28 protein-coding genes are annotated in these 20,583 nt (G+C 50.8%); 15 read left to right on the forward strand and 13 right to left on the reverse strand.

Annotated features, from left to right (window positions below; all coding sequences use genetic code 11):
* Nucleotides 1-20: 20 nt before the first annotated feature.
* On the forward strand, nt 21-935 hold the full coding sequence (gene nadA / locus ACYUBO_RS01670) for a quinolinate synthase NadA (RefSeq protein WP_460371892.1): 915 nt from the start codon (nt 21-23) through the stop codon (nt 933-935).
* Here nadA and cysE read toward each other — a convergent pair.
* Genes cysE through metX form a run of 3 tightly spaced genes read right to left on the reverse strand, consistent with a single transcriptional unit; the run spans nt 932 to nt 4,308 of the window.
* Entirely contained in the window at nt 932-1,885 is a 954-nt protein-coding gene (gene cysE, locus ACYUBO_RS01675; protein ID WP_460371894.1) for a serine O-acetyltransferase, read from the reverse strand. The two genes, nadA and cysE, sit on opposite strands and share 4 nt — an antisense overlap.
* Before the next feature lie 10 nt (nt 1,886-1,895).
* Nucleotides 1,896-2,825, reverse strand: a complete 930-nt coding sequence (cysK, locus tag ACYUBO_RS01680; RefSeq protein ID WP_460371896.1) for a cysteine synthase A — start codon at nt 2,823-2,825, stop codon at nt 1,896-1,898.
* 13 nt (nt 2,826-2,838) lie between these two features.
* Complete coding sequence (metX, locus tag ACYUBO_RS01685; RefSeq protein WP_460371898.1) at nt 2,839-4,308, reverse strand: homoserine O-acetyltransferase MetX; 1,470 nt, start codon at nt 4,306-4,308, stop codon at nt 2,839-2,841.
* A gap of 145 nt (nt 4,309-4,453) precedes the next feature.
* Between metX and ACYUBO_RS01690 the strand changes: the two genes are divergently transcribed.
* From ACYUBO_RS01690 to fdhD, 4 genes are read left to right on the forward strand one after another with little or no spacing between them, the layout of a single operon-like run.
* Nucleotides 4,454-4,783, forward strand: coding sequence for a transcriptional regulator (locus ACYUBO_RS01690; RefSeq protein ID WP_460371900.1), 330 nt, complete (start codon nt 4,454-4,456; stop codon nt 4,781-4,783).
* Nucleotide 4,784: 1 nt separating this feature from the next.
* A complete protein-coding gene (larE, locus tag ACYUBO_RS01695; RefSeq protein ID WP_460371902.1) occupies nt 4,785-5,561 on the forward strand; it encodes an ATP-dependent sacrificial sulfur transferase LarE in 777 nt (258 codons plus the stop codon).
* Nucleotides 5,562-5,563: 2 nt separating this feature from the next.
* Entirely contained in the window at nt 5,564-6,748 is a 1,185-nt protein-coding gene (locus ACYUBO_RS01700) for an aminotransferase class V-fold PLP-dependent enzyme (RefSeq protein ID WP_460371904.1), read from the forward strand.
* Nucleotides 6,745-7,518, forward strand: a complete 774-nt coding sequence (gene fdhD, locus ACYUBO_RS01705; protein WP_460371906.1) for a formate dehydrogenase accessory sulfurtransferase FdhD — start codon at nt 6,745-6,747, stop codon at nt 7,516-7,518. The genes ACYUBO_RS01700 and fdhD overlap by 4 nt, the downstream gene beginning before the upstream one ends.
* Before the next feature lie 120 nt (nt 7,519-7,638).
* Here fdhD and ACYUBO_RS01710 read toward each other — a convergent pair whose 3' ends face one another.
* The 4 genes from ACYUBO_RS01710 to hcp all read right to left on the reverse strand — a co-directional run bounded on the left by ACYUBO_RS01710 (nt 7,639) and on the right by hcp (nt 10,521).
* A complete protein-coding gene (locus ACYUBO_RS01710) occupies nt 7,639-7,863 on the reverse strand; it encodes a ferredoxin (protein ID WP_460371908.1) in 225 nt (74 codons plus the stop codon).
* A gap of 27 nt (nt 7,864-7,890) precedes the next feature.
* On the reverse strand, nt 7,891-8,442 hold the full coding sequence (locus tag ACYUBO_RS01715) for a DUF6448 family protein (RefSeq protein ID WP_460371910.1): 552 nt from the start codon (nt 8,440-8,442) through the stop codon (nt 7,891-7,893).
* A 98-nt stretch (nt 8,443-8,540) separates the two neighbouring features.
* Nucleotides 8,541-8,777 carry a hypothetical protein gene (locus ACYUBO_RS01720; protein ID WP_460371912.1) on the reverse strand — a complete coding sequence of 79 codons (237 nt, stop codon included), beginning with the start codon at nt 8,775-8,777 and terminating at the stop codon, nt 8,541-8,543.
* A 127-nt stretch (nt 8,778-8,904) separates the two neighbouring features.
* Entirely contained in the window at nt 8,905-10,521 is a 1,617-nt protein-coding gene (gene hcp, locus ACYUBO_RS01725) for a hydroxylamine reductase (RefSeq protein ID WP_460371913.1), read from the reverse strand.
* Between the two features lie 86 nt (nt 10,522-10,607).
* Between hcp and ACYUBO_RS01730 the strand changes: the two genes are divergently transcribed.
* Both ACYUBO_RS01730 and ACYUBO_RS01735 read left to right on the forward strand, forming a co-directional pair.
* Nucleotides 10,608-10,967 carry a winged helix-turn-helix transcriptional regulator gene (locus tag ACYUBO_RS01730; RefSeq protein WP_460372428.1) on the forward strand — a complete coding sequence of 120 codons (360 nt, stop codon included), beginning with the start codon at nt 10,608-10,610 and terminating at the stop codon, nt 10,965-10,967.
* A 12-nt stretch (nt 10,968-10,979) separates the two neighbouring features.
* Entirely contained in the window at nt 10,980-11,807 is an 828-nt protein-coding gene (locus ACYUBO_RS01735; RefSeq protein WP_460371915.1) for an ATP-binding protein, read from the forward strand.
* A gap of 51 nt (nt 11,808-11,858) precedes the next feature.
* Here the strand turns inward: ACYUBO_RS01735 and encB are convergent, their stop codons facing one another.
* The gene (gene encB, locus ACYUBO_RS01740) at nt 11,859-12,170 is read right to left on the reverse strand and encodes an encapsulin nanocompartment ferritin-likeEncB family encapsulin nanocompartment ferritin-like cargo protein cargo protein (protein WP_460371917.1); all 312 of its coding nucleotides are present in this window, start codon (nt 12,168-12,170) and stop codon (nt 11,859-11,861) included.
* Nucleotides 12,171-12,398: 228 nt separating this feature from the next.
* Here encB and ACYUBO_RS01745 point away from each other — a divergent pair, with 228 nt between their 5' ends.
* From ACYUBO_RS01745 to ACYUBO_RS01755, 3 genes are all read left to right on the forward strand, one after another.
* Complete coding sequence (locus ACYUBO_RS01745) at nt 12,399-13,241, forward strand: hypothetical protein (RefSeq protein WP_460371919.1); 843 nt, start codon at nt 12,399-12,401, stop codon at nt 13,239-13,241.
* Between the two features lie 88 nt (nt 13,242-13,329).
* Nucleotides 13,330-13,566, forward strand: a complete 237-nt coding sequence (locus tag ACYUBO_RS01750) for a hypothetical protein (RefSeq protein ID WP_460371921.1) — start codon at nt 13,330-13,332, stop codon at nt 13,564-13,566.
* A 4-nt stretch (nt 13,567-13,570) separates the two neighbouring features.
* Complete coding sequence (locus tag ACYUBO_RS01755) at nt 13,571-13,831, forward strand: hypothetical protein (RefSeq protein WP_460371923.1); 261 nt, start codon at nt 13,571-13,573, stop codon at nt 13,829-13,831.
* A gap of 87 nt (nt 13,832-13,918) precedes the next feature.
* Here the strand turns inward: ACYUBO_RS01755 and ACYUBO_RS01760 are convergent, their stop codons facing one another.
* Nucleotides 13,919-14,059 carry a zinc ribbon-containing protein gene (locus tag ACYUBO_RS01760; RefSeq protein ID WP_300330388.1) on the reverse strand — a complete coding sequence of 47 codons (141 nt, stop codon included), beginning with the start codon at nt 14,057-14,059 and terminating at the stop codon, nt 13,919-13,921.
* Nucleotides 14,060-14,289: 230 nt separating this feature from the next.
* On the opposite strand from ACYUBO_RS01760, the gene ACYUBO_RS01765 reads away from it, so the two are divergent.
* From ACYUBO_RS01765 to ACYUBO_RS01775, 3 genes are all read left to right on the forward strand, one after another.
* Nucleotides 14,290-14,526 (forward strand): DUF7557 family protein, encoded by a 237-nt coding sequence (locus ACYUBO_RS01765; protein ID WP_300330385.1) that lies wholly within the window; start codon nt 14,290-14,292, stop codon nt 14,524-14,526.
* Nucleotides 14,523-14,798 carry a type II toxin-antitoxin system RelE family toxin gene (locus tag ACYUBO_RS01770; protein ID WP_460371926.1) on the forward strand — a complete coding sequence of 92 codons (276 nt, stop codon included), beginning with the start codon at nt 14,523-14,525 and terminating at the stop codon, nt 14,796-14,798. Before ACYUBO_RS01765 ends, ACYUBO_RS01770 begins: the two co-directional genes overlap by 4 nt.
* A 67-nt stretch (nt 14,799-14,865) precedes the next feature.
* Complete coding sequence (locus tag ACYUBO_RS01775) at nt 14,866-15,498, forward strand: DUF5591 domain-containing protein (protein WP_460371928.1); 633 nt, start codon at nt 14,866-14,868, stop codon at nt 15,496-15,498.
* Nucleotides 15,499-15,504: 6 nt separating this feature from the next.
* On the opposite strand, the gene ACYUBO_RS01780 is transcribed toward ACYUBO_RS01775, so the two are convergent.
* Complete coding sequence (locus tag ACYUBO_RS01780) at nt 15,505-16,365, reverse strand: methanogenesis marker 8 protein (protein ID WP_460371930.1); 861 nt, start codon at nt 16,363-16,365, stop codon at nt 15,505-15,507.
* A gap of 76 nt (nt 16,366-16,441) precedes the next feature.
* Nucleotides 16,442-17,224 (reverse strand): HesA/MoeB/ThiF family protein, encoded by a 783-nt coding sequence (locus ACYUBO_RS01785; protein WP_460371932.1) that lies wholly within the window; start codon nt 17,222-17,224, stop codon nt 16,442-16,444.
* A 188-nt stretch (nt 17,225-17,412) separates the two neighbouring features.
* Here ACYUBO_RS01785 and ACYUBO_RS01790 point away from each other — a divergent pair, with 188 nt between their 5' ends.
* Entirely contained in the window at nt 17,413-18,627 is a 1,215-nt protein-coding gene (locus tag ACYUBO_RS01790; RefSeq protein WP_460371934.1) for a hypothetical protein, read from the forward strand.
* 51 nt (nt 18,628-18,678) lie between these two features.
* Here ACYUBO_RS01790 and ACYUBO_RS01795 read toward each other — a convergent pair whose 3' ends face one another.
* Together ACYUBO_RS01795 and ACYUBO_RS01800 are read right to left on the reverse strand one after the other, a co-directional pair.
* Nucleotides 18,679-19,692 carry a TIGR00269 family protein gene (locus tag ACYUBO_RS01795; protein WP_300330989.1) on the reverse strand — a complete coding sequence of 338 codons (1,014 nt, stop codon included), beginning with the start codon at nt 19,690-19,692 and terminating at the stop codon, nt 18,679-18,681.
* 3 nt (nt 19,693-19,695) lie between these two features.
* Nucleotides 19,696-19,920, reverse strand: coding sequence for a sulfur carrier protein ThiS (locus ACYUBO_RS01800; RefSeq protein WP_300330995.1), 225 nt, complete (start codon nt 19,918-19,920; stop codon nt 19,696-19,698).
* Nucleotides 19,921-20,030: 110 nt separating this feature from the next.
* Between ACYUBO_RS01800 and ACYUBO_RS01805 the strand changes: the two genes are divergently transcribed.
* Entirely contained in the window at nt 20,031-20,567 is a 537-nt protein-coding gene (locus tag ACYUBO_RS01805) for a DUF1890 domain-containing protein (protein ID WP_300331000.1), read from the forward strand.
* The last annotated feature ends 16 nt before the right edge of the window (nt 20,568-20,583 follow it).

A 20,583-nucleotide genomic window follows, 5' to 3' on the forward strand; every position in this document is an offset into this window, starting at 1 on the left:
ATTCATCAGATTGAAGAGAGGTGTCAGAAGTGATTGCCCATGATATATCAACTGAAATCCGCTCTCTTGCTGAAGAGACGAATGCAGTGATTCTTGCCCATAACTATCAGGTTGCCGGGGTACAGGATATTGCTGATATCGTCGGGGACTCACTTGAACTTGCCCGCGCAGCAGCAGAGCGGAGAGAAGAGACAATCGTCTTCTGCGGTGTCGACTTTATGGCAGAGACTGCCGCCATCCTCTCTCCTGAAAAGACTGTTCTCCTCCCGGCACCCGATGCCCACTGCCCGATGGCAGGGATGATCACCGGAAGTGAGGTTCGGATGCTCCGTGAGCGGTTCCCTGACGCAGCCGTCGTTGCATATGTGAATACGACGGCTGAAGTGAAAGCAGAGAGCGATATCTGCTGTACATCGGCAAATGCCCTGAAGGTCGTCGAATCCCTCGAAGCAGATCAGGTGGTCATGCTTCCTGACAGAAACCTTGCACGGTATGTGGCACGATTCACAGAAAAAGAGATCCTGCCCTGGCAGGGGTTCTGTTATGTCCACGATATGATGACTATCGCAGATGTCTCCAGAGCCCGTCTCGATCATCCCGATGCAGAACTTCTCGTTCACCCCGAATGTCGGCCTGAGGTTATCGATCTGGCAGATTATGTCCATTCAACCTCCGGGATGATCCGTCATATTTGTGCTTCTGAAAGGCGCGATTTTATCATCGGAACCGAGCCTGGCATTATTCACCAGATAGAGAAACGGTGCCCCGGGAAGCGGGCTTTCCCTCTCTCAGAAAAAGCTGTCTGTATGAATATGAAGAAGACCTCCCTGGAAAAGGTCCTTCTTTCGCTTGAGAATCTGACCCCCAGGATTATGGTTCCTGATGAGATAGCTGCCAGAGCAAGAGTGGCGATTGAGAGGATGCTTGAAATTTAAAGATCTTCGAGTTTTCCTTTCTGTGCAACGAACCGATCCCAGTTAAAGGGCTCGTCAAGGATCTCGACCTCGACATGCCTGATCTCCCCAAGTCCGAGGACTGTCCTCTTCACCTGATCTTTTAGATAGTCGACGAGAGGACAGGCACTTGTCGTCAGCACCATCGAGACGAGAACTGAATCGTCTTCGACATGCACCTCCTTCACAAGACCGAGATCAACGATATCGATCCCGACCTCCGGATCGATAACTGTCCTGAGTGCGTTTCTGACCTCATCTTCCCGGATCAGTTCGTTCCTTTTTGCCTCTTTTGTCACATGGTCGCGTTCAAGCTCAAAGATCCTCTCTTCAAGCCTGCTCTGGCGATCGAGGAGGCGGCTCACTACCCTGAGCATAGGATCCGGAAGGTCCCCATGATCGAGGATTCCCGGGGTCCTCTGTTCATCAGGTCCTGCAATTCTTCCGGGAACTCCAATCACGGTTGCCCCGGCAGGAACGGGCCGGACAACCACCGATCCCGCACCAATCCGGGCACCATCCCCGATCTCGATCGGTCCAAGGACTGCGGCACCTGAACCAACGATAACATCATTTCCGATTGTCGGGTGACGTTTTCCCTTCGTCAGCGATGTTCCTCCGAGAACAACTCCCATATAGATGAGGACATCGTTGCCGATCTCTGCGGTCTCCCCGATGACAACGCCTGAGCCATGATCGATGAAGACCCTTCTGCCGATTGATGCGCCGGGATGTATCTCGACTCCGGTAAGAGCACGTGAGATATGTGAAAGCAGGCGTGCAGGAAAACGAAGCCTGTATCTCCAGAGGCGGTGTGCAATCCTGTGCATCCAGAGGGCATGCATCCCCGGATAGCAGCAGATTACCTCAAGGGTGGATCGTGCTGCCGGATCCTTCTCAAAGACCGTCCTGATATCTTCACGTATGCTCATACTCTTTCTCCTATGGTGTGAAGAGACCCGTTGAAAGGTATCTCTCTCCAGTATCCGGCAGGATAACAACAATCAGCTTTCCTGCATTTTCCTCTCGTTCTGCCACTCTTAGGGCAGCAGTAAGTGCAGCACCTGATGATATGCCTGCAAGAATGCCTTCACTTCGGGCAAGCTTCTGTGCCATCTCTTTCGCCTCTTCTGCGGTGACCTGTATTATCTCATCAATAAGGTCGAGCCTGAGTATCTTCGGAACAAAACCTGCACCGATCCCCTGTATTTTGTGTGGACCTGGTTGTCCCCCGGAGAGAACCGGCGACTCTACGGGCTCGACTGCAATTGCCTTAAAAGATGGTTTTCGCTCTTTGATAACCTCGGCAATCCCGGTGATCGTGCCTCCTGTTCCAACCCCTGCAACAACGATATCAACTTTTCCCTCGGTATCCCGCCAGATCTCTTCAGCTGTTGTCTTTCTGTGGATCTCCGGGTTGGCAGGGTTCTCAAACTGCTGGGGCATGAAGCAGCCCCCTTCTTCTGCAAGAGAGGTCGCCTTCCGGATTGCTCCGCCCATACCCTCCCCTCCGGGTGTCAGGATCAGCTCCGCTCCAAGAGCAGAGAGAACCTGTCGCCGTTCGAGACTCATCGTCTCAGGCATGACGAGGGTAATGGGGTGGCCGCGTGCGGCTGCTACTGCTGCTAAGGCTATTCCGGTATTTCCGCTCGTTGGCTCAACGATCATTATCCTTTGCCCCTTACCGAGCCTGCCATCTCTCTCTGCGCAGTCAATCATCGCAAGCCCGATCCTGTCCTTGACGCTATGCATCGGGTTGAAGGACTCGACCTTAACGGCCACTATTGCAGATAACCCCTCGGTGATACGGTTCAGCCGGATGAGGGGGGTATTGCCGATTGTTTCAGTTATATCATTATAGATCTTCCCCATACCATTTTCCTCCTTATGTGCACCTGCCAACAAGCCTGCTGATCGCCTCACTGGTGATGATGCCGATGACCTGCTTCTTCTCATCAATGACCGGGAGAGCTGATATGGAACGCTCCTGCATTCTTCGTGCTGCTTCCCGGACCGGCTCATCCGGTAAAGCAGTGAGGACATCCCTGCTCATGATCTCATCAAGGGTTTTGTGGCCGCAGGCGACAGCTTTTGCAATATCCCATGATGTTACGATCCCGGAGATCTGTTTCTCTTCTCCAAGCACAGGGAGATGATTGACGCCCTCATGGATCATTATTTTGGATGCTTCAAGTATCGAAGCCGACTCTTCGATAGTGGGTATTCCACCCTCCATTACATTTCTGACGAGGAGACGGTCGAGGAAATCCCCGATAATATAATTGAGCTGCCCGGATTCGAGCAGGAAAGCATCATGCCCGTATTTCGATCGAATTTCGCAGTACTGCACATCTATCCCATTTTCTGTGAGTGCTGCTACCAACTCCTCTGACTGGTATGGCGGGTACAGCCAGTCGCTTGATACCGAGACAACGAGGAACGATGATGTAGCATTTGTAAATCCATCTGCAAGCGATCCCTCCTGAGAGAGATCGAAGTAATCGAGAGCCCGTGTGATGTAGAGGTAGCTGTTTGGATCGAACCGGCGGGTGAAAGAGTCCCCCTGATGATGCAGGTAACTCTCCACCTGAAACTCTGTTGCAAATTCATAGCTGATCCCTTCAGATCCATAGAATCTCCTTCCGAACTTCTCATGCATTGCTTCATCCGAGAGGTACGTGATATGGCCGATCATTCTGGCCAGACCAAGACCGCGCGTCGGAGGATCAGCTGGTGAATACTCTCCCCCTTTCCATACAGGATCTGCCATGATCGCCTGCCGTCCGACTTCATTAAATGCGATCTGCTGGGGCGATGATCGGGCTGTGGTTGCAATGGCAATTACCTTACTGACTGCCTCCGGGTAGAGAACCGACCAGGCAAGTGCCTGCATGCCTCCCATCGATCCTCCGGCAACAGCAGCAAGTCTCCTGATACCCAAATGTTCGATAAGCCTCTTCTGAGCCCTGGCCATATCATGAATGGTTATAACAGGAAAACCCAGTCCATATGTCTTATTGGTCTTTGGATTGATTGATGCGGGTCCTGTTGAGCCCTTGCATCCTCCGATAACGTTTGAACAGATGACGAAGTACCGGTCGGTATCAAACGCCTTTCCAGGTCCAATAAGCGTCTCCCACCACCCTTTCTTACCTGACTCCGGATCAACTCCGGCTGCATGGGCATCCCCTGAGAGGGCATGGCAGATAAGGATTGCATTACTCTTCTCACGATTCAGTTTTCCATAGGCCTGGTATGCGATGGTGTACGGGGTGAGAGTCGCTTTTGATTCAAGGAGAAGCGGCTCATCAAAGGTGACCGTCATCGTCTTGGTTGTTGATAATGATCGTGCCATATCTCTTCTCCTGCTGTTTCACAATTGTGAATCTTCTATACATGAATGAACCGAGGGTTATAAAAAAGTTATTGTTCCGGCTCTTTGGCGAAGATATTTATCGCTCACTGACTTAACAATTGTGAAATAACTTTGGTGGGAAGTGATGGTTCTGAAATTACCCTGTCAGATGATCGTCTGGGATGTACTCCCTGCTATCCGGGCTGCGATCGCAGAGGAGCTGATCTCGTGCGGTTCAACCCAGCAGGAAGCTGCTGAAATTCTTGATTGTGCCCCCTCTGCCATATCGCAGTACCTCTCGGGAAAGAGAGGGTACAGAATTGTTTTTGAGGAGGATATACGCACCCTGATCAGGGCTCTTGCATCTGCTCTCCATTCGGGTGAAGAGATAGATCTGGCATCACAAATATGCAAAATCTGCGTGAAGATGCGGGAAGGTGAACAGGCCTGCGGTTCTTGTGAGGATGTGGAATGAAATGGATGATCTGAAGGGAAACGTCAGGGAAGTATTAAGAAAGAAGTCTCCCCTTGTTATTGCCTTCTCAGGCGGTGTGGATAGCTCCCTTCTGGCAGCCATTGCAGAGGAGGCAATCCCGGGCCAGGTTCGGTATATCCTCCTTGACTCACCTGTTGTTCCCCGGCGGGCAGTTGCTGATGCACTCAGGGTAGCTCAGGAGATTGGTATTGATTGTGAGGTTGTTCCGTTCCCAATTCTTCAAAATGAAGCATTCTGCCGGAACCCAAAAGATCGGTGTGCCATCTGCAAGCGCGATTCGTCACGTATCTTCAGGGAACGTGCAGCTGGTGCTGCAATCGCTGACGGGGCGAACCTCTCGGATCTCGGGGAGTACCGCCCCGGTCTTGCTGTTGCCGATGAGGAAGGAGTCGTCCATCCTTTCATTGAGGCAGGTGTCGATAAACAGGGCATCCGTGAGATGGCACGGCAATGCAATCTGAGCTTCTGGAACAAACCTTCAAATGCCTGCCTTGCCACCAGGATTCCCTATGATGAGCCGATCACTCCCCAGAAACTCAGGATGATCGAGGAGGGGGAGGAGATCCTCTCCGAATGTGGTTTTTCACAACTGCGCCTCCGGGTTCATGGCGATATCGCCAGAATTGAAGTCCCTGAAGATGAACTTTTGGATCTCATCGCCTGCCGTGAGAAGATAACCGATGCCTTCAGGCGCCTTGGCTTTCTCTATGTCACCCTCGATCTTATGGGGTATCGGAGCGGGAGTATGGATGAATAATCATGATTGCCGATACAATCCGTTCCGACTTCCCGATCACCAGTGATCTCATTTATCTCGACTCTGCTGCAACCAGCCTGATGCCCCGGAAGGTTGCAAAGGCGATCTCTGAGTACGATCTCAGGTACAGGGCAAATATTGGAAGGAGTGTCCACCGGCTGTCAGTCATCGCCACCCAGAAATACCTTGATGCTCATGATCGTATTGCCTCTTTCATTGGTGGAGAATCAGGAACCACCGTGATCACAAAGAATACGACTGAGTCGATCGGAATTGTTGCCTCAGGAATCCCCTGGAAGAAGGGGGATCGGGTTGTAACGACGGCACTTGAACACCATTCAAACCTCCTTCCCTGGCTACGTCTCCGAAAGAGGGGTGTTATCGTTGACGTAATCAGGCCGGATGCAGATGGATCGATCGATATGGGAGCATTTGAGGCAACCATAACTGATGAAACCCGCCTCGTTGCGATCACCCATGCATCAAATGTCCTCGGAACACTTCTTCCTGTAAGGACAATTGCTCACATTAGCCATGACCACGGTGCCGAACTCCTCTTGGATGGTGCACAGTCAGTTCCTCATCTCCCAATAGATGTGAAGGATCTTGGGTGTGACTACCTCTGCTTCTCAGGACACAAGATGCTCGGGCCGACCGGGACAGGGGTCCTCTGGATGAAGCAGATGGCTCTCGAACCTCTGCTGACCGGAGGGGGGTCTGTTGAACAGGCATCAGTTGATGGATATACATATCTCGGGGATTACCGCCGGTATGAGGGGGGCACTCCTCCGATCGGGGGAACAATCGGCCTTGGAAAGGCGGTTTCATATCTTGAGTCGATCGGGATGAAGAATATTCAACGTCATGAAGAGCATGTATCCCAACGGCTTCTCAATGGTCTCCTGGATATTGATGGCGTAACAGTGTATGGATCAGAGAATCGCAATGATCGGATCGGTGTCGTCTCCTTTACTGTTTCCGGGATGCATCCACACGATGTTGCCCATATCCTTGATGAGGCAGCGGATATTATGGTACGATCCGGAGATCACTGCTGTAAACCTCTCATGGATCAGCTTGCTCTGCCAGAGGGAACGGTTCGGGCAAGCACCTATCTCTATACAACAGATGAGGAGATCGATCTCCTTCTCAAGACGCTTGAAGAGATAACAAGGATGGTGAGATGATGTTTCTGGAACTTCCGACACTTCGTGTCATTGATGATACTATCACTGAGATCCTTCACCCGGTTATTGAGGAGGTGCCGATCGCCGTCCTTGTGAATGGCAGGCATATCCTCACTGCAATGACAAGCCCGGTGATGCTGCGTGAATTTGTGATCGGCTATCTCTATACCGAGCGGATCATAGGATCCCTGGATGATATCGAGTCGATCAGGATTGAGGATACAAAAGTAAGTGTCCTGACGAAGAATCCTTTTGAGATCCTTGTTTCAAAGAAGACGGTGCTTTCCGGCTGCGGGGGTACAAGCTCGTTTCTGGATTCCACACACCTGCCCACTGCACCAGAAGGTTTTGTCCTCTCTCCGGGTGTGATCCAGGCAGCGGTGAAGGCCGGGCTCACCTCTGATCTCCACACTGAAACAGGAGGAATCCATATCGTCGGGCTTTTCAATAAAGAGGGGGCGGCGATCCGGATCGTTGAGGATATCGGCCGCCATAATGCCCTTGATCGGGCGATAGGTTCTGCTCTTGAAGCCGGAATTGATCTCTCAAAAACATTTGTCATCTGCTCGGGGAGAATCTCATCTGAGATGGCGAGAAAATGTCTCATTGCCGGCATCCCGATTGTTGCTTCACGAGGTGCTACAACGACGCTTGCAGTTGCGATAGCACAACAGGCAAACCTGACACTTATCGGATTTGTCAGATCAAACAAGATGAATATCTACTCTGGTGCAGAGAGGATAACAGGTACTGTCATGGTATCTGAGTGATCTGATGCTATCTGCGTATTGTGGAGGCTCTCAAAAAAATGTGTTCTCCCATCTGCTGGCAGAGCTAAACGGGTCGCTTTACTCATATCGGTGCGAGGGGACAATAACGCCCTGTGCAGATCAGATCTCTGTCCGGATGATCTGAACCGGACAGAGATCTGCTGCATCCATTACGCAATCGCTTAGATTCTGGGGGGCTTCTCCTTCCGCAACGATTCCCCTCACCCGGAATGCTTCATTAATCTGGCTGAATGAATCATCAGGATTCTGCTCGAAAAAGTCTGGGCAGGTATCCCAGCAGGACCCACAACTGATACATCCTATACGATCAATACTGACTCTCATGCGGATTTTCAGGTATTGAGAAAAGACTCATTCGTGTTTATGTCCGGTATTCCCGACATGTTTCTTGCTCTCTCCGGTAGCGCCGGTCACGGAGGCATAGAGGTGGTGTGAATATACTACCCAGCCGATGAACGCTTCAATATATTCCCTTCCGGCAGCTACATCATTCAGATCATATGTTTTCTTCTGCATGACATGATGGAACCGATGGATCAGATCCTCTTCAATCGTATCGAGAATAAAACTGATCGTCTCCCTGGGATCACCGGTCTCGATTGCTTTCTCGGCTCTTGGAACTATCGGCCCTTCGCTGAGCCCGGCGGGTTTCATACCGGTGTAGGGGGCTCCCTCACCAGCACGATGGAGCCGGATGCAGTTCTCAAAGAACCAGTCATCGGCAACATCCTGAGATTCTTCTCCGGCTTTTCTGGCCCGCAGGGTTCTTTCAAAGATATCTTTTAGCTCTTCTTCTGACTCTTCCGGAATCCAGATGAGTACATAGTTGAGGTTCTCTGTTTCCAGCGCTTTTTTAGCCGCTGTAACAACAGGACCATCTCGTGTATCACAATGTGGAGGCATGGCAAATCACTTTTCTTTTCGATAACAAGACCTGCTTACTCATCAGGGATTAATAATGTATCTGTCAGGGAGCAATACCGGCGTTTGTAACTACTTCTTTACCCTTCCTTTATTCCGGTTATTTTTCGATACATCTCCTCGCCAACGCACTCTTTTGCATACCTGCACCACCGGACACAGGAGATGATGTCGTTATAGATGACAAAACCGCATCTCTCGCATGAGGCTTTCATCTCATCCGAGAAGATCTCAATCTCCTCTCCGCATTGTGGGCAGGTTCGTAGTTCAAGTGTGGGATTCCTGAGGTTGGCTGCTCCCGGACATGTAAACTGCATTGGCTGGCCTCCTGATGGAATCAATGGGGAAAGGGACTTTCTCATTGCTCTTCATGCTACTCCTCAATTCATCGATAATCCTGATAATAATTTCTGAAAAAAATTGAGGGGATCTGCCTCAGGACAGTTATGCCTGAAACATCCGTGCCATATCGTCTTCAACAGTTGTGTTTGGCTTCAGATCGAAGTTCTTCACAAGCACATCAAGTACTGCCGGGGAGACGAATCCCGGAAGCCTGGGGCCAAGGGTGATATCCTTTATTCCGAGGGAGAGGAGTGAGAGGAGGACGAGGCAGGCCTTCTGTTCGTACCATGCGATATTGTATGCGATCGGAAGATCGTTGATCCCAACTCCGAATGCCTCTGCAAGTGCCTGTGCGATCACCACAAGCGAGTAGCAGTCATTGCACTGCCCTGCGTCAAGCACCCGGGGGATGCCGCCGATGTCCCCGAGTCCGAGGCTGTTGTACCGGTACTTGGCACAGCCTGCGGTCAGGATGACGGTATCTTTTGGGAGTGCTTCTGCAAACTGTGTATAGTACTCGCGGTCTTTCCGCCTGCCGTCACAACCCGCCATCACGATGAATTTCTTAATGTCCCCATTCTTCACCGCATCGATAACGGTTCCTGCAAGAGCAAGAACGGCATCATGGGCACAGCCGGTGATCAGATCCGCACCGCTCCCCGGAAGAGCCTCGGGGGGTTTGGCAGCCTTTGCTGCTGCTATGACTGCGGAGAAGTCCTTAGCTCCTTCAGGTGATGCCGGGATGTGGGCAACACCCGGATAGCCGGCCATTCCTGTAGTATAGATCCTCTCTTTGTAGGAGTCCTTTGGCGGAACAATACAGTTTGTGGTGATGAGTACAGTGCCGTTGAAACTTTCAAACTCCTCTTTCTGGTGTGGCCATGAGCCTCCGTAGTTTCCATAGAGGTGCGGGTATTTTTTGAATGCCGGATAGGCATGGGCCGGTAGCATCTCACCATGGGTATAGATATCCACGCCCTCATCCTGTGACTGCTTGAGGAGCATCTCAAGATCCAACAGATCATGCCCCGTGATCAGGATGCCGGGGCGCGATCCGACGGTGGTCTTCACACTTGTTATCTCGGGTTTCCCGTAGGTCCCGGTGTTTGCTGCGTCAAGGAGTGCAAGGACTTTGACGCCATATTCTCCGCATTCGAGGACGAGCCCCACCATCTCGTCAACAGAGAGATCCTGGAGAGTCGAGGCGAGCCCTTTCTGGAGGAAGCGCTCGATATCTGCGTCGGTCTTTCCCAACACCTCTGCATGGGTGTAATAAGCGGAAATCCCCTTCATTCCAAAGAGAAGGGTCGATCGAAGCGATCGCACATCTTCGTTCTCTGTTGAAAGAAGACCAACAGCCTTCCCTTTCTCTAACATCTCACCCTCGGAAGCAGGCTTCCAGGTGCAGGCATCAGGCTCATCCGCTCCTGCGGGAGGGAGGGCATCCCGGATCGCAATTGCCTGATTGATCAGATCGATAAATCTCGCCTGATCGAAGTTCACATTCGTGAGGGTTGCAAACAGGGCATCAGCGATAAATTTTCCTGCATCAGGATCATCTGTGCCATTCTCCATCGCAGCAAGGTTCCTGACAGCTATTCCTTTGCAGAGATATGCCAGGAGATCCTGGTATACTGCGATATCATCCTCTTTTCCACAGACTCCCTTTACAGTACATCCGGTGCCTTTGGCCGTTTCTTCACACTGGTTACAGAACATTTCCATTCTCCTTTTGATATCTTTTTGATACAAAATATCTATTGCATACTATTATATAAATAGGAGTGAGTTTCCAATACTATACCATGCAGGAAGGGTGCACGGTTAACCAGTCGGTCAGATACCTCTCAAAGAAATGGATGCTTCTGATCATTCTGGAGCTGTACAAAGGTGAAGCGTACACCAGGCGTTTTTCAGAGCTGCGGCTTACTCTTGATGGGATCACCCCAAAAGTTCTCTCCGAGCGGCTGAAGGAGCTTGAGGATGAAGGAATCATCATCCGGAAGGTGGATGCAACAACCTTTCCGATCAGATCAGAGTACACCCTGACCGAAAGCGGCCTTGACCTGGTTGGCGTGATCAGAGATATTAAGCGCTGGGCACTCAAATGGAAGATAGATAACCTTCCCTGTGGCGAGCAGGATTGTAAGGATTGCATCTTATAGGAGGGAAAAAACATGAAAAGACAGATCATCAGGATTAATGAGGATCTCTGCACCGGGTGCGGGGACTGCATCCCCGATTGCCCTGAGGGAGCACTTCAGATCATCGACGGAAAAGCCCGGCTGATCAGCGATCTCTACTGTGACGGCCTTGGCGCCTGTATCGGCACCTGTCCGGAAGGGGCAATCTCTGTCATCACACGCGAGGCTGAACCTTATGATGAATGGGAGGTGATGCGGACGATCGTCTCCAAAGGCGATGCTGTCATCAGGGCACATCTTGAACATCTGGATAAACATGACCGGATGGATCTCTATGAACGGGCTGTTGCCTTCCTCCAGGAGCATGATATTCCGGTGCCCTACAAGGAGAAAGGACCGACAGAATCCCCCTGCACTCACCCGGACTGTCCGGGAACGGCTCCACACACAATCATCCGGGATGACGTGATGGGAGGTGGTGCCCCGGCACCATCAGAACTTAGGCAGTGGCCGGTTCAGCTCCGGCTCATCAATCCGGCTGCACCATGCTTTGATAATGCGGATCTCCTCGTCTCCTCAGATTGCGTCCCGTTTGCATACGGGAATTTCCATGCCGACCTCCTGAAAAACCGTGTGCTGGTTAACTTCTGCCCGAAACTGGACTCTGATGTTGAAGGATATATCCAGATTCTGGTTGAGATCTTCACCCTGCACAAGATCAAAACGATCACCGTCGCCCATATGGAGGTGCCCTGCTGTTCCGGTGTCCGGTATGTGGTTGAGCGGGCACTTGAGGAAGCCGAGGTGGATATCCCGATCATCGAGAAGACGATCACGGTTTCAGGCGGGATACGGGATTAAGAGAACAATCTCTCCTGCATTCCTGAATAACGAAAAAAGATATTAAGCGAATTATTTCTTCGCTTTTAACTTTTCAATCTCTTCCTCAACCTCTTTTACACCTTCTGCATAGAACTCTCCCTCTTTTGGATCGAGTTCCATCAGGAGCCGGTATAATTCACCTGCATGGACCTTCTCTTCGTCTGCGATGTCGGTTAAGACCTCTTTTGCCAGAGGATTATCGGTTGCATCTGCGATCTGCATATACAGCTGGATAGCCTCGAATTCGGCTGACATGCTGTAGCGGATGGTGCGGATGAGCTCATCATGGGATATCTTTCGGTCGATATTGTTTCCTGCGAATGGATTTGCAAATTCGGGCATAGAATTCCTCCTGTTCTCTATGGGCTGTTCATCAAGCCCTTTCTCTTTGTACGGCATTGATGGTTATAAGTGTTCTTGGTGGGAAAACCGGCTGTCATGGAGGGAATTTTCGTGATGAGGATGGGTATTGTGGTGGCAGGATTGGGGGTGCTCCCCTCGTCTCCGTGGGAAGGCTATTTTATCTCCTGCGGCTCACCGTGAGTTCATCTGAATTTAGGAGAGGATACCATGCACCAGTTGACGACAATCGCACGCCCCATTGATCCAATGTACCCGACAAACCGGGCGATCATCATCCTGACACTCCTCGTCTCGACAGGGGCTGCAGGTTCATCTTTGTATCTGGGTGAAACCCTGTTTCCCGCCATTTTTCAGGGTTTTATCGCCGGTCTTGCCATCTTCTTTGCATGGGCGATCTCCCGGGAGCTTGACCCTGACTCAGAGTATGCTGCGTTTCTGCCTGCTCTGATATGTATCCCTCTTCTCCTCATTGCTCAAGAGCCAGGTTTTCTGACCTCACTCTTCGTGTTGCTCCTTCTCCGGATAGTGAACCGGACAACCGGGCAGCCGGCCGGGTCCCTTGATTTAGCTGCTCTGCTCCTTCTTGCCGGATGGCTGGTTTCCGGGGGTTTCTGGCTGGCAGGTCCCGCAGCGTTAGCTGCCTTTATCCTTGATTTACGGCTGAAAGAACCGGATTTCCGTCAGATATGGTTTGCTGCAGTTCTGGTTATCGGGTTGGTTGCATATGCAGCGTTCTTTGGGATCACCCTGCCACCCCTCCCTCTCCCGGTCTCATCATGGCTCCTCATCTGGATGCTTGCAGCTCCTCTCTTATTCAATTCAGTCCTCTTCAGGAAGGATCAGACTCTGTCTGTGGGTGATCGGACTGGAGAGCCGCTTGATCGGGGCCGGGTGCAGGCTGCCCGGCTCCTTGGTCTCTCTGTTTTGATGGTGGCGATTGCTACCGGGGGGGTGGGTGCGTTTGTTTTGCTATTGCCCTTATGGGCAAGCCTGGTTGGCCTTGGGGTGTCTGGGTGTATTATGTGGGTTGTGAGGGGCGGGCGGTCCTGATAGTGTGCCGATCCCCTCTCCACCTGGATTAATGATCAATTAATATATTATTGAATGTACATTTATTATGTGCTCAAGGGTGATCTCTATGAACATTAATATTGGAAGACCCTATGAAGAGGCAATCCGGAGGATCATCGATAAGGGATATGCGGGGAATCAGACGGAGGTTATTCGTCAGGCTATACTCGCATACGAAAGGATGATTGAAGAAGAAGAGTTGCTGCTGGTTCACAGAGGTGTTTCCATAGAGATGGGTGAGGTTCTGGCCGGAAAAACTCCTCTCACCTCTCTGGATGAGATGAGACGGCTCATTACGAAGTGATCGAATGGAGATCCTCTTCCTTGATGTTGCACGAAGAGAGTTTGAAAGGTTACCAAACGATCTTCAGCATCTCTTCCTTTGGCATTTTGAAAAGATACAATCCATGCCTCCCCGCCGTCATCTGAGGTATGGCATCCCCTCTCATGTTGAGAAGGTGACGCGGCAGGCACGGATTATATATGAGATTCATGAAGATACCCTGTATATCCTCCACTGTTTTGCAGATCACAAGGAATATGAGCAGTGGTATAATTCATATCGCTGATCCGCCTGCCTTCTATCTGCAGGATACAGCTCTACCGGATTGGATCGGAGATAAAAATGATTTTGGTTCTGATACATTACGCCTGGATCAGCCCTGCCGGTATTCGCAGAATTGGCAGAGCGGGCAGGGATAGATTGCCTCGTCCTTGCTTGCAAGGGTGATCGACTTTCCACATTTCTTGCATACATACCTGCCCTCTCCGGGCTTGTCACCACATTTGATTGACATGAATTATGTTCGGATGTTTGCGAATATAAATCTTCTGGAAGAACAACAGGATCTCACCAACGTTAACCTATCCGCACCCTTCATCCTCCTCCACAACCCATGTCTATAAGACAACTATGGGCGGCAATAACAACCCATCTGATAAGCCCCTCCTTACCTATCCTCCTTTTTACCTGCCGGAGTTTGAGTGGTAGTAATCTTTATGGTATACTGGGGTGTACTATAGTATCATGGCGACATCCCAGACGATTAAGCTTGAATCTTCAACAAAAGAGCGACTGACCAGGTTGAAGATCCATCCCCGGGAAACCTATAATGATTGTATTGAGCGCCTGATTGATGTAATGTATGATGATGAACCTCTCTCTGAAGAGACCCTCAGGCGTCTGGATGAGGCAGAGATCTATATAAAAGCAGGAAAATTCAGGCCTCTTGATGACGCTATGAGGGATCTTGATCTCCTGTGATACCTTTTGACATTGTCATCATCCCTCCAGCAGAACGGGATCTTGCCAGACTCGATCCACACTCGGCTCAGCGCATCCAAAAGGCGCTTACAGATCTTGCAAATGAGGAGAACCCGTACAGGTTTATCAAACGTCTGGAAGGGAACCATAACCCTCCGTTCTTCTCACTCAGGGTTGGAAAATACCGCGCTATTCTGAAGATCCATAATGAGCGTCTGATCATTGTCGTGGTTGAGGTGGGACCTCGAAGAACAGTATACAGAACATTCTAACCGATATTTCTTTGTGGGCAACCCGCACCTTTCATCCTCCTCTGCAACCAACATCTAAGAGACAACCATGGGCGGCAATAACAACCCATCTGATAAGCCCCTCCTTACCGATCCCCCCTTCTATCTTTCGGAGTTTGAACAGTCTTACCGCTACATCATTGATGAGTATGATGTCGAACCAAAGGATATTGGGATCTTCCTCCCCTGTGCGATGCGGAAGCCCTACAGCACAAGCCCGAGCCACCAGCTGATCAAAATGGTCATCTCGCAGGTCTTCTCAGACGATCAGTACCATATCGTCGTCTTTGGGACATGCGGGATCGTGCCATCCGAACTTGAGGAGATGTACCCCTATGCCCATTACAAGTACATGCTCGGCAAAGTAAAAGACCAGAAAGTCCTTGATGATTTTCTCAGGATCGAGACCGGCCGCGTTGCCGGGTACCTTGCCAAGACGAAAGGGGTCTACCGGTACCGGATCGCCTACTGCCTTGGGATCTTCCGGGAGGCTCTGATCCGTGGAGCTGAGCAGGCCGGGGTAAGAATCGATCTCATTCTCCCGACCAGGGATATCATCAACAAGGTGATAGAGGAAGGAGACTGTGCCTTCCAGGAAGGGAGCCTCTCGATGGACGACTATCTCGGGGAGTTCTGTGAAGAGCTCGTCCGGTTCAGAAACGATCACCTTAAAAAAGAGTAATTCTCTTCAGATCAAGGGATCCGGCTGTATTCCACCGACTGCCGGGAGCTTTGCCTGCTTGATTAAGACCGGCTCATCCGACTGCCGGATCTTTTCGATCAGGATCTCCTTTCCTTTCTCTGTCATCGCAAATACCGGTACCGAGACACCTGCCTGAACAAGTGCCCGGGCACCTGCGATCTCCCTGATTGGTCCGGATGCGCAGGCTGTCACCAGATCAGCTGCACCCACGAGGGCCTGCGCCTCTTCTATTGTAAAACCGGTTGTGTGGACGCCGATGATGAGGACATTCGGGTACAGGCCCCGGATCGCCTCTGCATCCTGCGGGAGTGCCACGGTGGCGGCGATCCCGGTGAATCCTTCTGCGACCGCACGGGATGCCCCGCCCACCTGATCCATCGCTCCTGTCTCGGGATATACGACGATACCGCCTGCCTCCTCGATCTTCCTGATGACTGAGGGATAGGGGGTCGTAAAGACGAGCCCGGACATCCTGCCGCCGATCCCCTGGACAAGTGAGGGTGTTGGTGCGATCACGGTTCCGGCACCATCACAGGCGAGGACTGCTGCATCCAGCATCCCTGCCTTCATCCCGAAGCTGATGATTTCAGATGCCCCGAACCCGACAAACTCCCGGTCATCTTCGACCTCGCGTTCGGGGGTGCACATCCCAAATGCCTGTATCCGGTGTGTGATGTTTGCGGCAATATGCTCCTTTGTCATCTCCGGAATCGGGTATGCAAACCGCTTTGCAAGGGGGCAGTCATGGATGAGCGGATCACCTACCTCCACCACGATACCGTTTCTGATCACAATCCGTGCCCGTCCGCTTGCCTCAATGATATGTTCGTCCTCTTGTGTCGGCATCTGTTTATCACCTGATTACTCTGGTCTGTTCCTTTTGTTCATTGGCATTTTTTTTCTTGAGAGTACATACGCCTCTCTATTCACCCCTATTCTTACAGATCAGGCAGTCAGGGTTCTTCTCAACTGCTATTGTGTCGACTTCCGCCCTCTCGCCATCCCAGAGGAGGAGGCGGTTTTCAAGGAGTTCACCTGTGTCGGTCAGGTATTTGATGACCTCGTTTGCCTGCACGACTCCGATGAATCCGGCAGTTGTTCCAAGCACAGGAAACGTCTCTTTCGGCGGGGCATGGGGGAAGATACACCTAAGGCAGGCGGTTCTGCCGGGGATAATCGTTGTTGCCTGCCCTGAAAAGCCGTGGATCCCTCCATGGAAGAGCGGAATCCCTTTCTCAAAAGCAGCTTCATTCAGGATGTACCTCGTCTCGAAATTGTCCATCGCATCCACAATCCCATCGGCATCTTTGATCAAGTTGGAGATATTCTCAGAATCAATGGTGGTATGATGTGCCTCTATGATAATCCCGGGATTCATCGCCTCCATCTTCTGCCGTGCCGATTCACTCTTCTTTTCCCCGATATCCGGGGTTGAGTGGATAATCTGGCGGTTTAAGTTCGAGAGCTCAACGAGATCATTGTCCGCGATGATGATCTTTCCTATCCCGGCTGCTGCGAGATAGAGTGCAATTGGGGAGCCCAGGCCCCCGGCTCCTGCGATGAAGATTGCGGCTTGTTTTAGCTTCTCCTGCCCCTCCTCGCCAAAGAGCATGATCTGGCGGGAGTAGCGTCTCTGTTCGTCTGGTGAAAGCACGCTTGTTTCTTCGGATCTTGTGTTATTGGGTAGAGGGGTTATATCTATCATAATATAATTTCTATCACTGCGTTTCCTCTGCAATTATATACCGCAATTGACACCCGGTACCAAAATTCCTGACTTTCAATATAAATCCAAAAAAAGATATACTTTTGGAAATAATTTCAGCTATATGATCCTGGTTATGGTTTATTGACTGGATTTGATAAGGCATACATGCAGACAGGTGTTTACTTATGGATATTCGATATCTGAATATAATTACACTTATTATCGGGGTTGCCTTCATATCAACTGTCATCATTGCAACTTCTTCTCCAAATCAACCTGTTACAAAATACGAAACGAATTGCATCAGTATAATTTGCACAGATTCATATAACGGATCCCCTCTGGCTCTTGCCTCACTCAGTCATTATTTTGGAACAAGCGTGATTGATATTCGTTCGACACCTAAAGAGACTCTGGGTCTTCCAAAACCAGAGGAAGAAGATTTGATTCCCGAGATCGAGGATGATGATGACCTCTTCGTAAAAACTCTTTTGGAAAAGGGCGAAAGAATCTCTGTTTTGGCTACTCTCTGTAATGAATTGGTAAAGGGGGGAAACAGGCCGCTATTGATTACGCAGAGTGAAGAGCTACAGAGATTATCCCTGGAAACCTGGGAAGAAGTTGCATCTATGACAGTTTCTAAGGATTTCATGAAGGAACATCACAATTTTCAACATGCTATGGTCAAGATGATTGCCACAGCCTCGTACTTTTCACGAGGTCTCCCCGGCTCAGTGAGTGAACGCCAGAAAATGATTGTAGATATTACTGAGGCGCAGGCTTCCCTGAATGCTGTAAGAAAAGAGGTAGAGCAGCTCTCGTTAGTCAAGGATGGGAAGAATCCCGCATCGGGTAATTATCAGTTCAGGGTTGATACGGCCACTGAGCATGAAATGGCAAAACAAGAGCTTTCAAATATGAACATTTATCCCTTGCCTGATGGTCTCCTACCAATGGGAAGGGGCTTCAAATACATGGATTCAACACAAAGCAATGATATAATTATATCCCCGCGGTATGCATCAACTCGATCATATTTCTGGTATGAAGATGGAATCACAGGGAAGACAGCTCACGTGAATGCTCCAGAAGGTGCAATTTATATTGTAGTACACCTGCGTGTTGCCCATAGTGGGAACCGTGATGGTAAGATCTATGCCATTAAGACCCCTCCTCTCTCGTCATTCAGGCTGAATGGGGCTGGTGAAGAGTTTCATCCTATTCAGACAGCACCGTTTACCTCCCTTGGAGAGATGTATTCTCAGAAGACGCTGGGTAGGAATGATATAACTACGAGTTCTATCGTTTTTGAAGTGCCATTTGGTTTAAAGCTATCAGACTCGTATCTTGTTATTGATCTTGGGTCAGTCTGGGGTAAGCCTGGATGGGTGCTTGGGTGAAAAAAGGTCCAATAAGTTCTAAATGAGAGTATTACAATTTTTTATAGTATATCAATTTTTCTCATTGGCAAGCTCTAAAACCCGGCACACAGCACAGATCTCCCCGCTACAGATCTCACCGCAACGACGGCACCGGTTAACCGCTCCTTCTCCCCGCACCCCCGGTTCACCTGCACCGACGATCTCCCGTACATCATCGCGAGCAGAGATCAACTTCTGCCGTGTCCCGGGATACTGCAATTCAAGAGAGCTGAGCATCTCCCGCACCTCTCCCCTGAGTGCGGTGTGGGCATACGGGCATTCGGGGAGATCGGTAAATGCCCCCTGCACCATCAGGTAGATCACAATCTCCTTCTCCGAGAGCGGGAGGAGCGGTTTAATCCTTGGAATAAAACAGTCTGGGTATCCGGATGCGGTATCCATAACCATCCGGGGAAGATCGCCCCGAAGCAGGTTCATCAGGACTGATTGTGCCTCGTCATCCAGGTTATGGCCGGTTGCGATCTTGGTTGCCCCGGCACGCCGGGCACCCTCAAGAAGCGCTCTCCTCCTGAGCACCCCGCAGACGGTACATGCCTCCTCTTCGCGGCCTTTGAGCAGGGTGTCGAGGTCGGATCCGAAGAGCTCACGAAAACTGATGATCTGCTGCGAAATTCCAAAACGCCCGACCAATGCAGCTGCTGCCTCCATCGTCTCCTCACGATAGCCTGCGATCCCTTCATCGATGGTTACTGCAACAAGATCCGCAGTTGGCCTGACAGCATCGTTCTCTCTGGCACCTTTCTCTGAAGAGTCATCATCACCACCGGAAGCGAGAATCCGGGAGAGGATCATCAGGAGGGCTGTGCTGTCCTTTCCGCCCGAGAGCCCGACTGCGATCCGGTCGGAATGAGAAATCATGCCCTCGGCTATCATTATATTTCGCACCCGCTCTTCGCAGTCCCTGATGAAATGGTCTGCACAGAGGTGGCGGTCTGGATCGGTGAGCCGGGCAACGGCAGGCTTCGTGCAGAAGGAGCAGGTTTTATCCTTTCCGGGAATATCACCGCTTTCACCATTAATCATCTCTTATCCTCCATGGGAGACGGAAACGATTCTGATCTCATCATCCCCGCGAGCAATGAAATCTTCCGGTACAACAGTTCCATTTCTGATCACGATCACGCTTGTCGGGTTGCAGCCAAACCCATCCAGTATTTCTCGAATATTCTGTGGATCCGGAGGGAGGGTGTGGCGGCTTTTGTCGGGGAGAATCACCTGCATTTCATAGTGATCTGGATCATAGAGCATCATAAAGCTCCTGATGGATGACCCTCATGTCTCTCCCCCGCGTATCAGACTGAACCCTCACATCGGGATCAGCAGCGTTTATCCATCCGAAGCACCAAGCAACTGTGAAAGCTATGCCATCAAGTATCGCAGGAAAACAATCTCAAGTCATGCTCAGCCAGGGAGTGGCATCACGGGGGGATCTGATGGATAAAACCGCAAACGAGGCACTGATCGTTCTTGGATGTCCCGAGGTTCCTGTCCAGCAGGCGCTTGCCCTCTATGCAGCAGACCGGTTGAATGACGATGGATACACGCTCACCATTGCAGGGAACCCCTCTGTTCTGAACCTGCTCAGGATCTCAGATCCAAAAAAGATGTATCTCCGGGAGCTTGTCGAGCTTGAAAAGTGTATCGATGAACTCTCACAGGAGATCCGGCGGCCATCTCTGGTCCTGGCATTTATCCATAATGATGCCGGGATCTCATATGCATCAACGATCCGGTTCCTCTTCCACGGCCGTCTTGTTGTCCTGATCTTTGGGAGGGATGCAGAAGCCCTGGCAGGAGATCTTGATTGCTCCTGCGATCTCATTATGGATCCGGCGGTTCATAACCCCGGCAAACTCAGAAGAAAACTCGATCTGGTGATGGGGTGGGAGAAGCGATGAAAGTAAAGGGAGACTT

It is taken from the genome of Methanocalculus sp. MC3, assembly GCF_054767395.1.

Excerpts from the sequence above, each read along its gene's own strand:
- ACYUBO_RS01700 (WP_460371904.1), top strand. The coding sequence starts at position 5,564 with ATGATTGCCGATACAATCCGTTCCGACTTCCCGATCACCAGTGATCTC.
- ACYUBO_RS01765 (WP_300330385.1), top strand. The coding sequence starts at position 14,290 with ATGGCGACATCCCAGACGATTAAGCTTGAATCTTCAACAAAAGAGCGA.
- ACYUBO_RS01805 (WP_300331000.1), top strand. The coding sequence starts at position 20,031 with ATGCCATCAAGTATCGCAGGAAAACAATCTCAAGTCATGCTCAGCCAG.
- ACYUBO_RS01690 (WP_460371900.1), top strand. The coding sequence starts at position 4,454 with ATGGTTCTGAAATTACCCTGTCAGATGATCGTCTGGGATGTACTCCCT.
- metX (WP_460371898.1), bottom strand. The coding sequence starts at position 4,308 with ATGGCACGATCATTATCAACAACCAAGACGATGACGGTCACCTTTGAT.
- ACYUBO_RS01790 (WP_460371934.1), top strand. The coding sequence starts at position 17,413 with ATGGATATTCGATATCTGAATATAATTACACTTATTATCGGGGTTGCC.
- ACYUBO_RS01720 (WP_460371912.1), bottom strand. The coding sequence starts at position 8,777 with ATGCAGTTTACATGTCCGGGAGCAGCCAACCTCAGGAATCCCACACTT.
- ACYUBO_RS01785 (WP_460371932.1), bottom strand. The coding sequence starts at position 17,224 with ATGATAGATATAACCCCTCTACCCAATAACACAAGATCCGAAGAAACA.
- ACYUBO_RS01750 (WP_460371921.1), top strand. The coding sequence starts at position 13,330 with ATGAACATTAATATTGGAAGACCCTATGAAGAGGCAATCCGGAGGATC.
- larE (WP_460371902.1), top strand. The coding sequence starts at position 4,785 with ATGGATGATCTGAAGGGAAACGTCAGGGAAGTATTAAGAAAGAAGTCT.
- ACYUBO_RS01775 (WP_460371928.1), top strand. The coding sequence starts at position 14,866 with ATGGGCGGCAATAACAACCCATCTGATAAGCCCCTCCTTACCGATCCC.
- ACYUBO_RS01730 (WP_460372428.1), top strand. The coding sequence starts at position 10,608 with ATGCAGGAAGGGTGCACGGTTAACCAGTCGGTCAGATACCTCTCAAAG.
- ACYUBO_RS01735 (WP_460371915.1), top strand. The coding sequence starts at position 10,980 with ATGAAAAGACAGATCATCAGGATTAATGAGGATCTCTGCACCGGGTGC.
- ACYUBO_RS01745 (WP_460371919.1), top strand. The coding sequence starts at position 12,399 with ATGCACCAGTTGACGACAATCGCACGCCCCATTGATCCAATGTACCCG.
- encB (WP_460371917.1), bottom strand. The coding sequence starts at position 12,170 with ATGCCCGAATTTGCAAATCCATTCGCAGGAAACAATATCGACCGAAAG.
- ACYUBO_RS01710 (WP_460371908.1), bottom strand. The coding sequence starts at position 7,863 with ATGAGAGTCAGTATTGATCGTATAGGATGTATCAGTTGTGGGTCCTGC.
- ACYUBO_RS01800 (WP_300330995.1), bottom strand. The coding sequence starts at position 19,920 with ATGATGCTCTATGATCCAGATCACTATGAAATGCAGGTGATTCTCCCC.
- ACYUBO_RS01780 (WP_460371930.1), bottom strand. The coding sequence starts at position 16,365 with ATGCCGACACAAGAGGACGAACATATCATTGAGGCAAGCGGACGGGCA.
- ACYUBO_RS01755 (WP_460371923.1), top strand. The coding sequence starts at position 13,571 with ATGGAGATCCTCTTCCTTGATGTTGCACGAAGAGAGTTTGAAAGGTTA.
- ACYUBO_RS01795 (WP_300330989.1), bottom strand. The coding sequence starts at position 19,692 with ATGATTAATGGTGAAAGCGGTGATATTCCCGGAAAGGATAAAACCTGC.
- cysE (WP_460371894.1), bottom strand. The coding sequence starts at position 1,885 with ATGAGCATACGTGAAGATATCAGGACGGTCTTTGAGAAGGATCCGGCA.
- fdhD (WP_460371906.1), top strand. The coding sequence starts at position 6,745 with ATGATGTTTCTGGAACTTCCGACACTTCGTGTCATTGATGATACTATC.
- hcp (WP_460371913.1), bottom strand. The coding sequence starts at position 10,521 with ATGTTCTGTAACCAGTGTGAAGAAACGGCCAAAGGCACCGGATGTACT.
- ACYUBO_RS01760 (WP_300330388.1), bottom strand. The coding sequence starts at position 14,059 with ATGTCAATCAAATGTGGTGACAAGCCCGGAGAGGGCAGGTATGTATGC.
- cysK (WP_460371896.1), bottom strand. The coding sequence starts at position 2,825 with ATGGGGAAGATCTATAATGATATAACTGAAACAATCGGCAATACCCCC.
- ACYUBO_RS01715 (WP_460371910.1), bottom strand. The coding sequence starts at position 8,442 with ATGCCTCCACATTGTGATACACGAGATGGTCCTGTTGTTACAGCGGCT.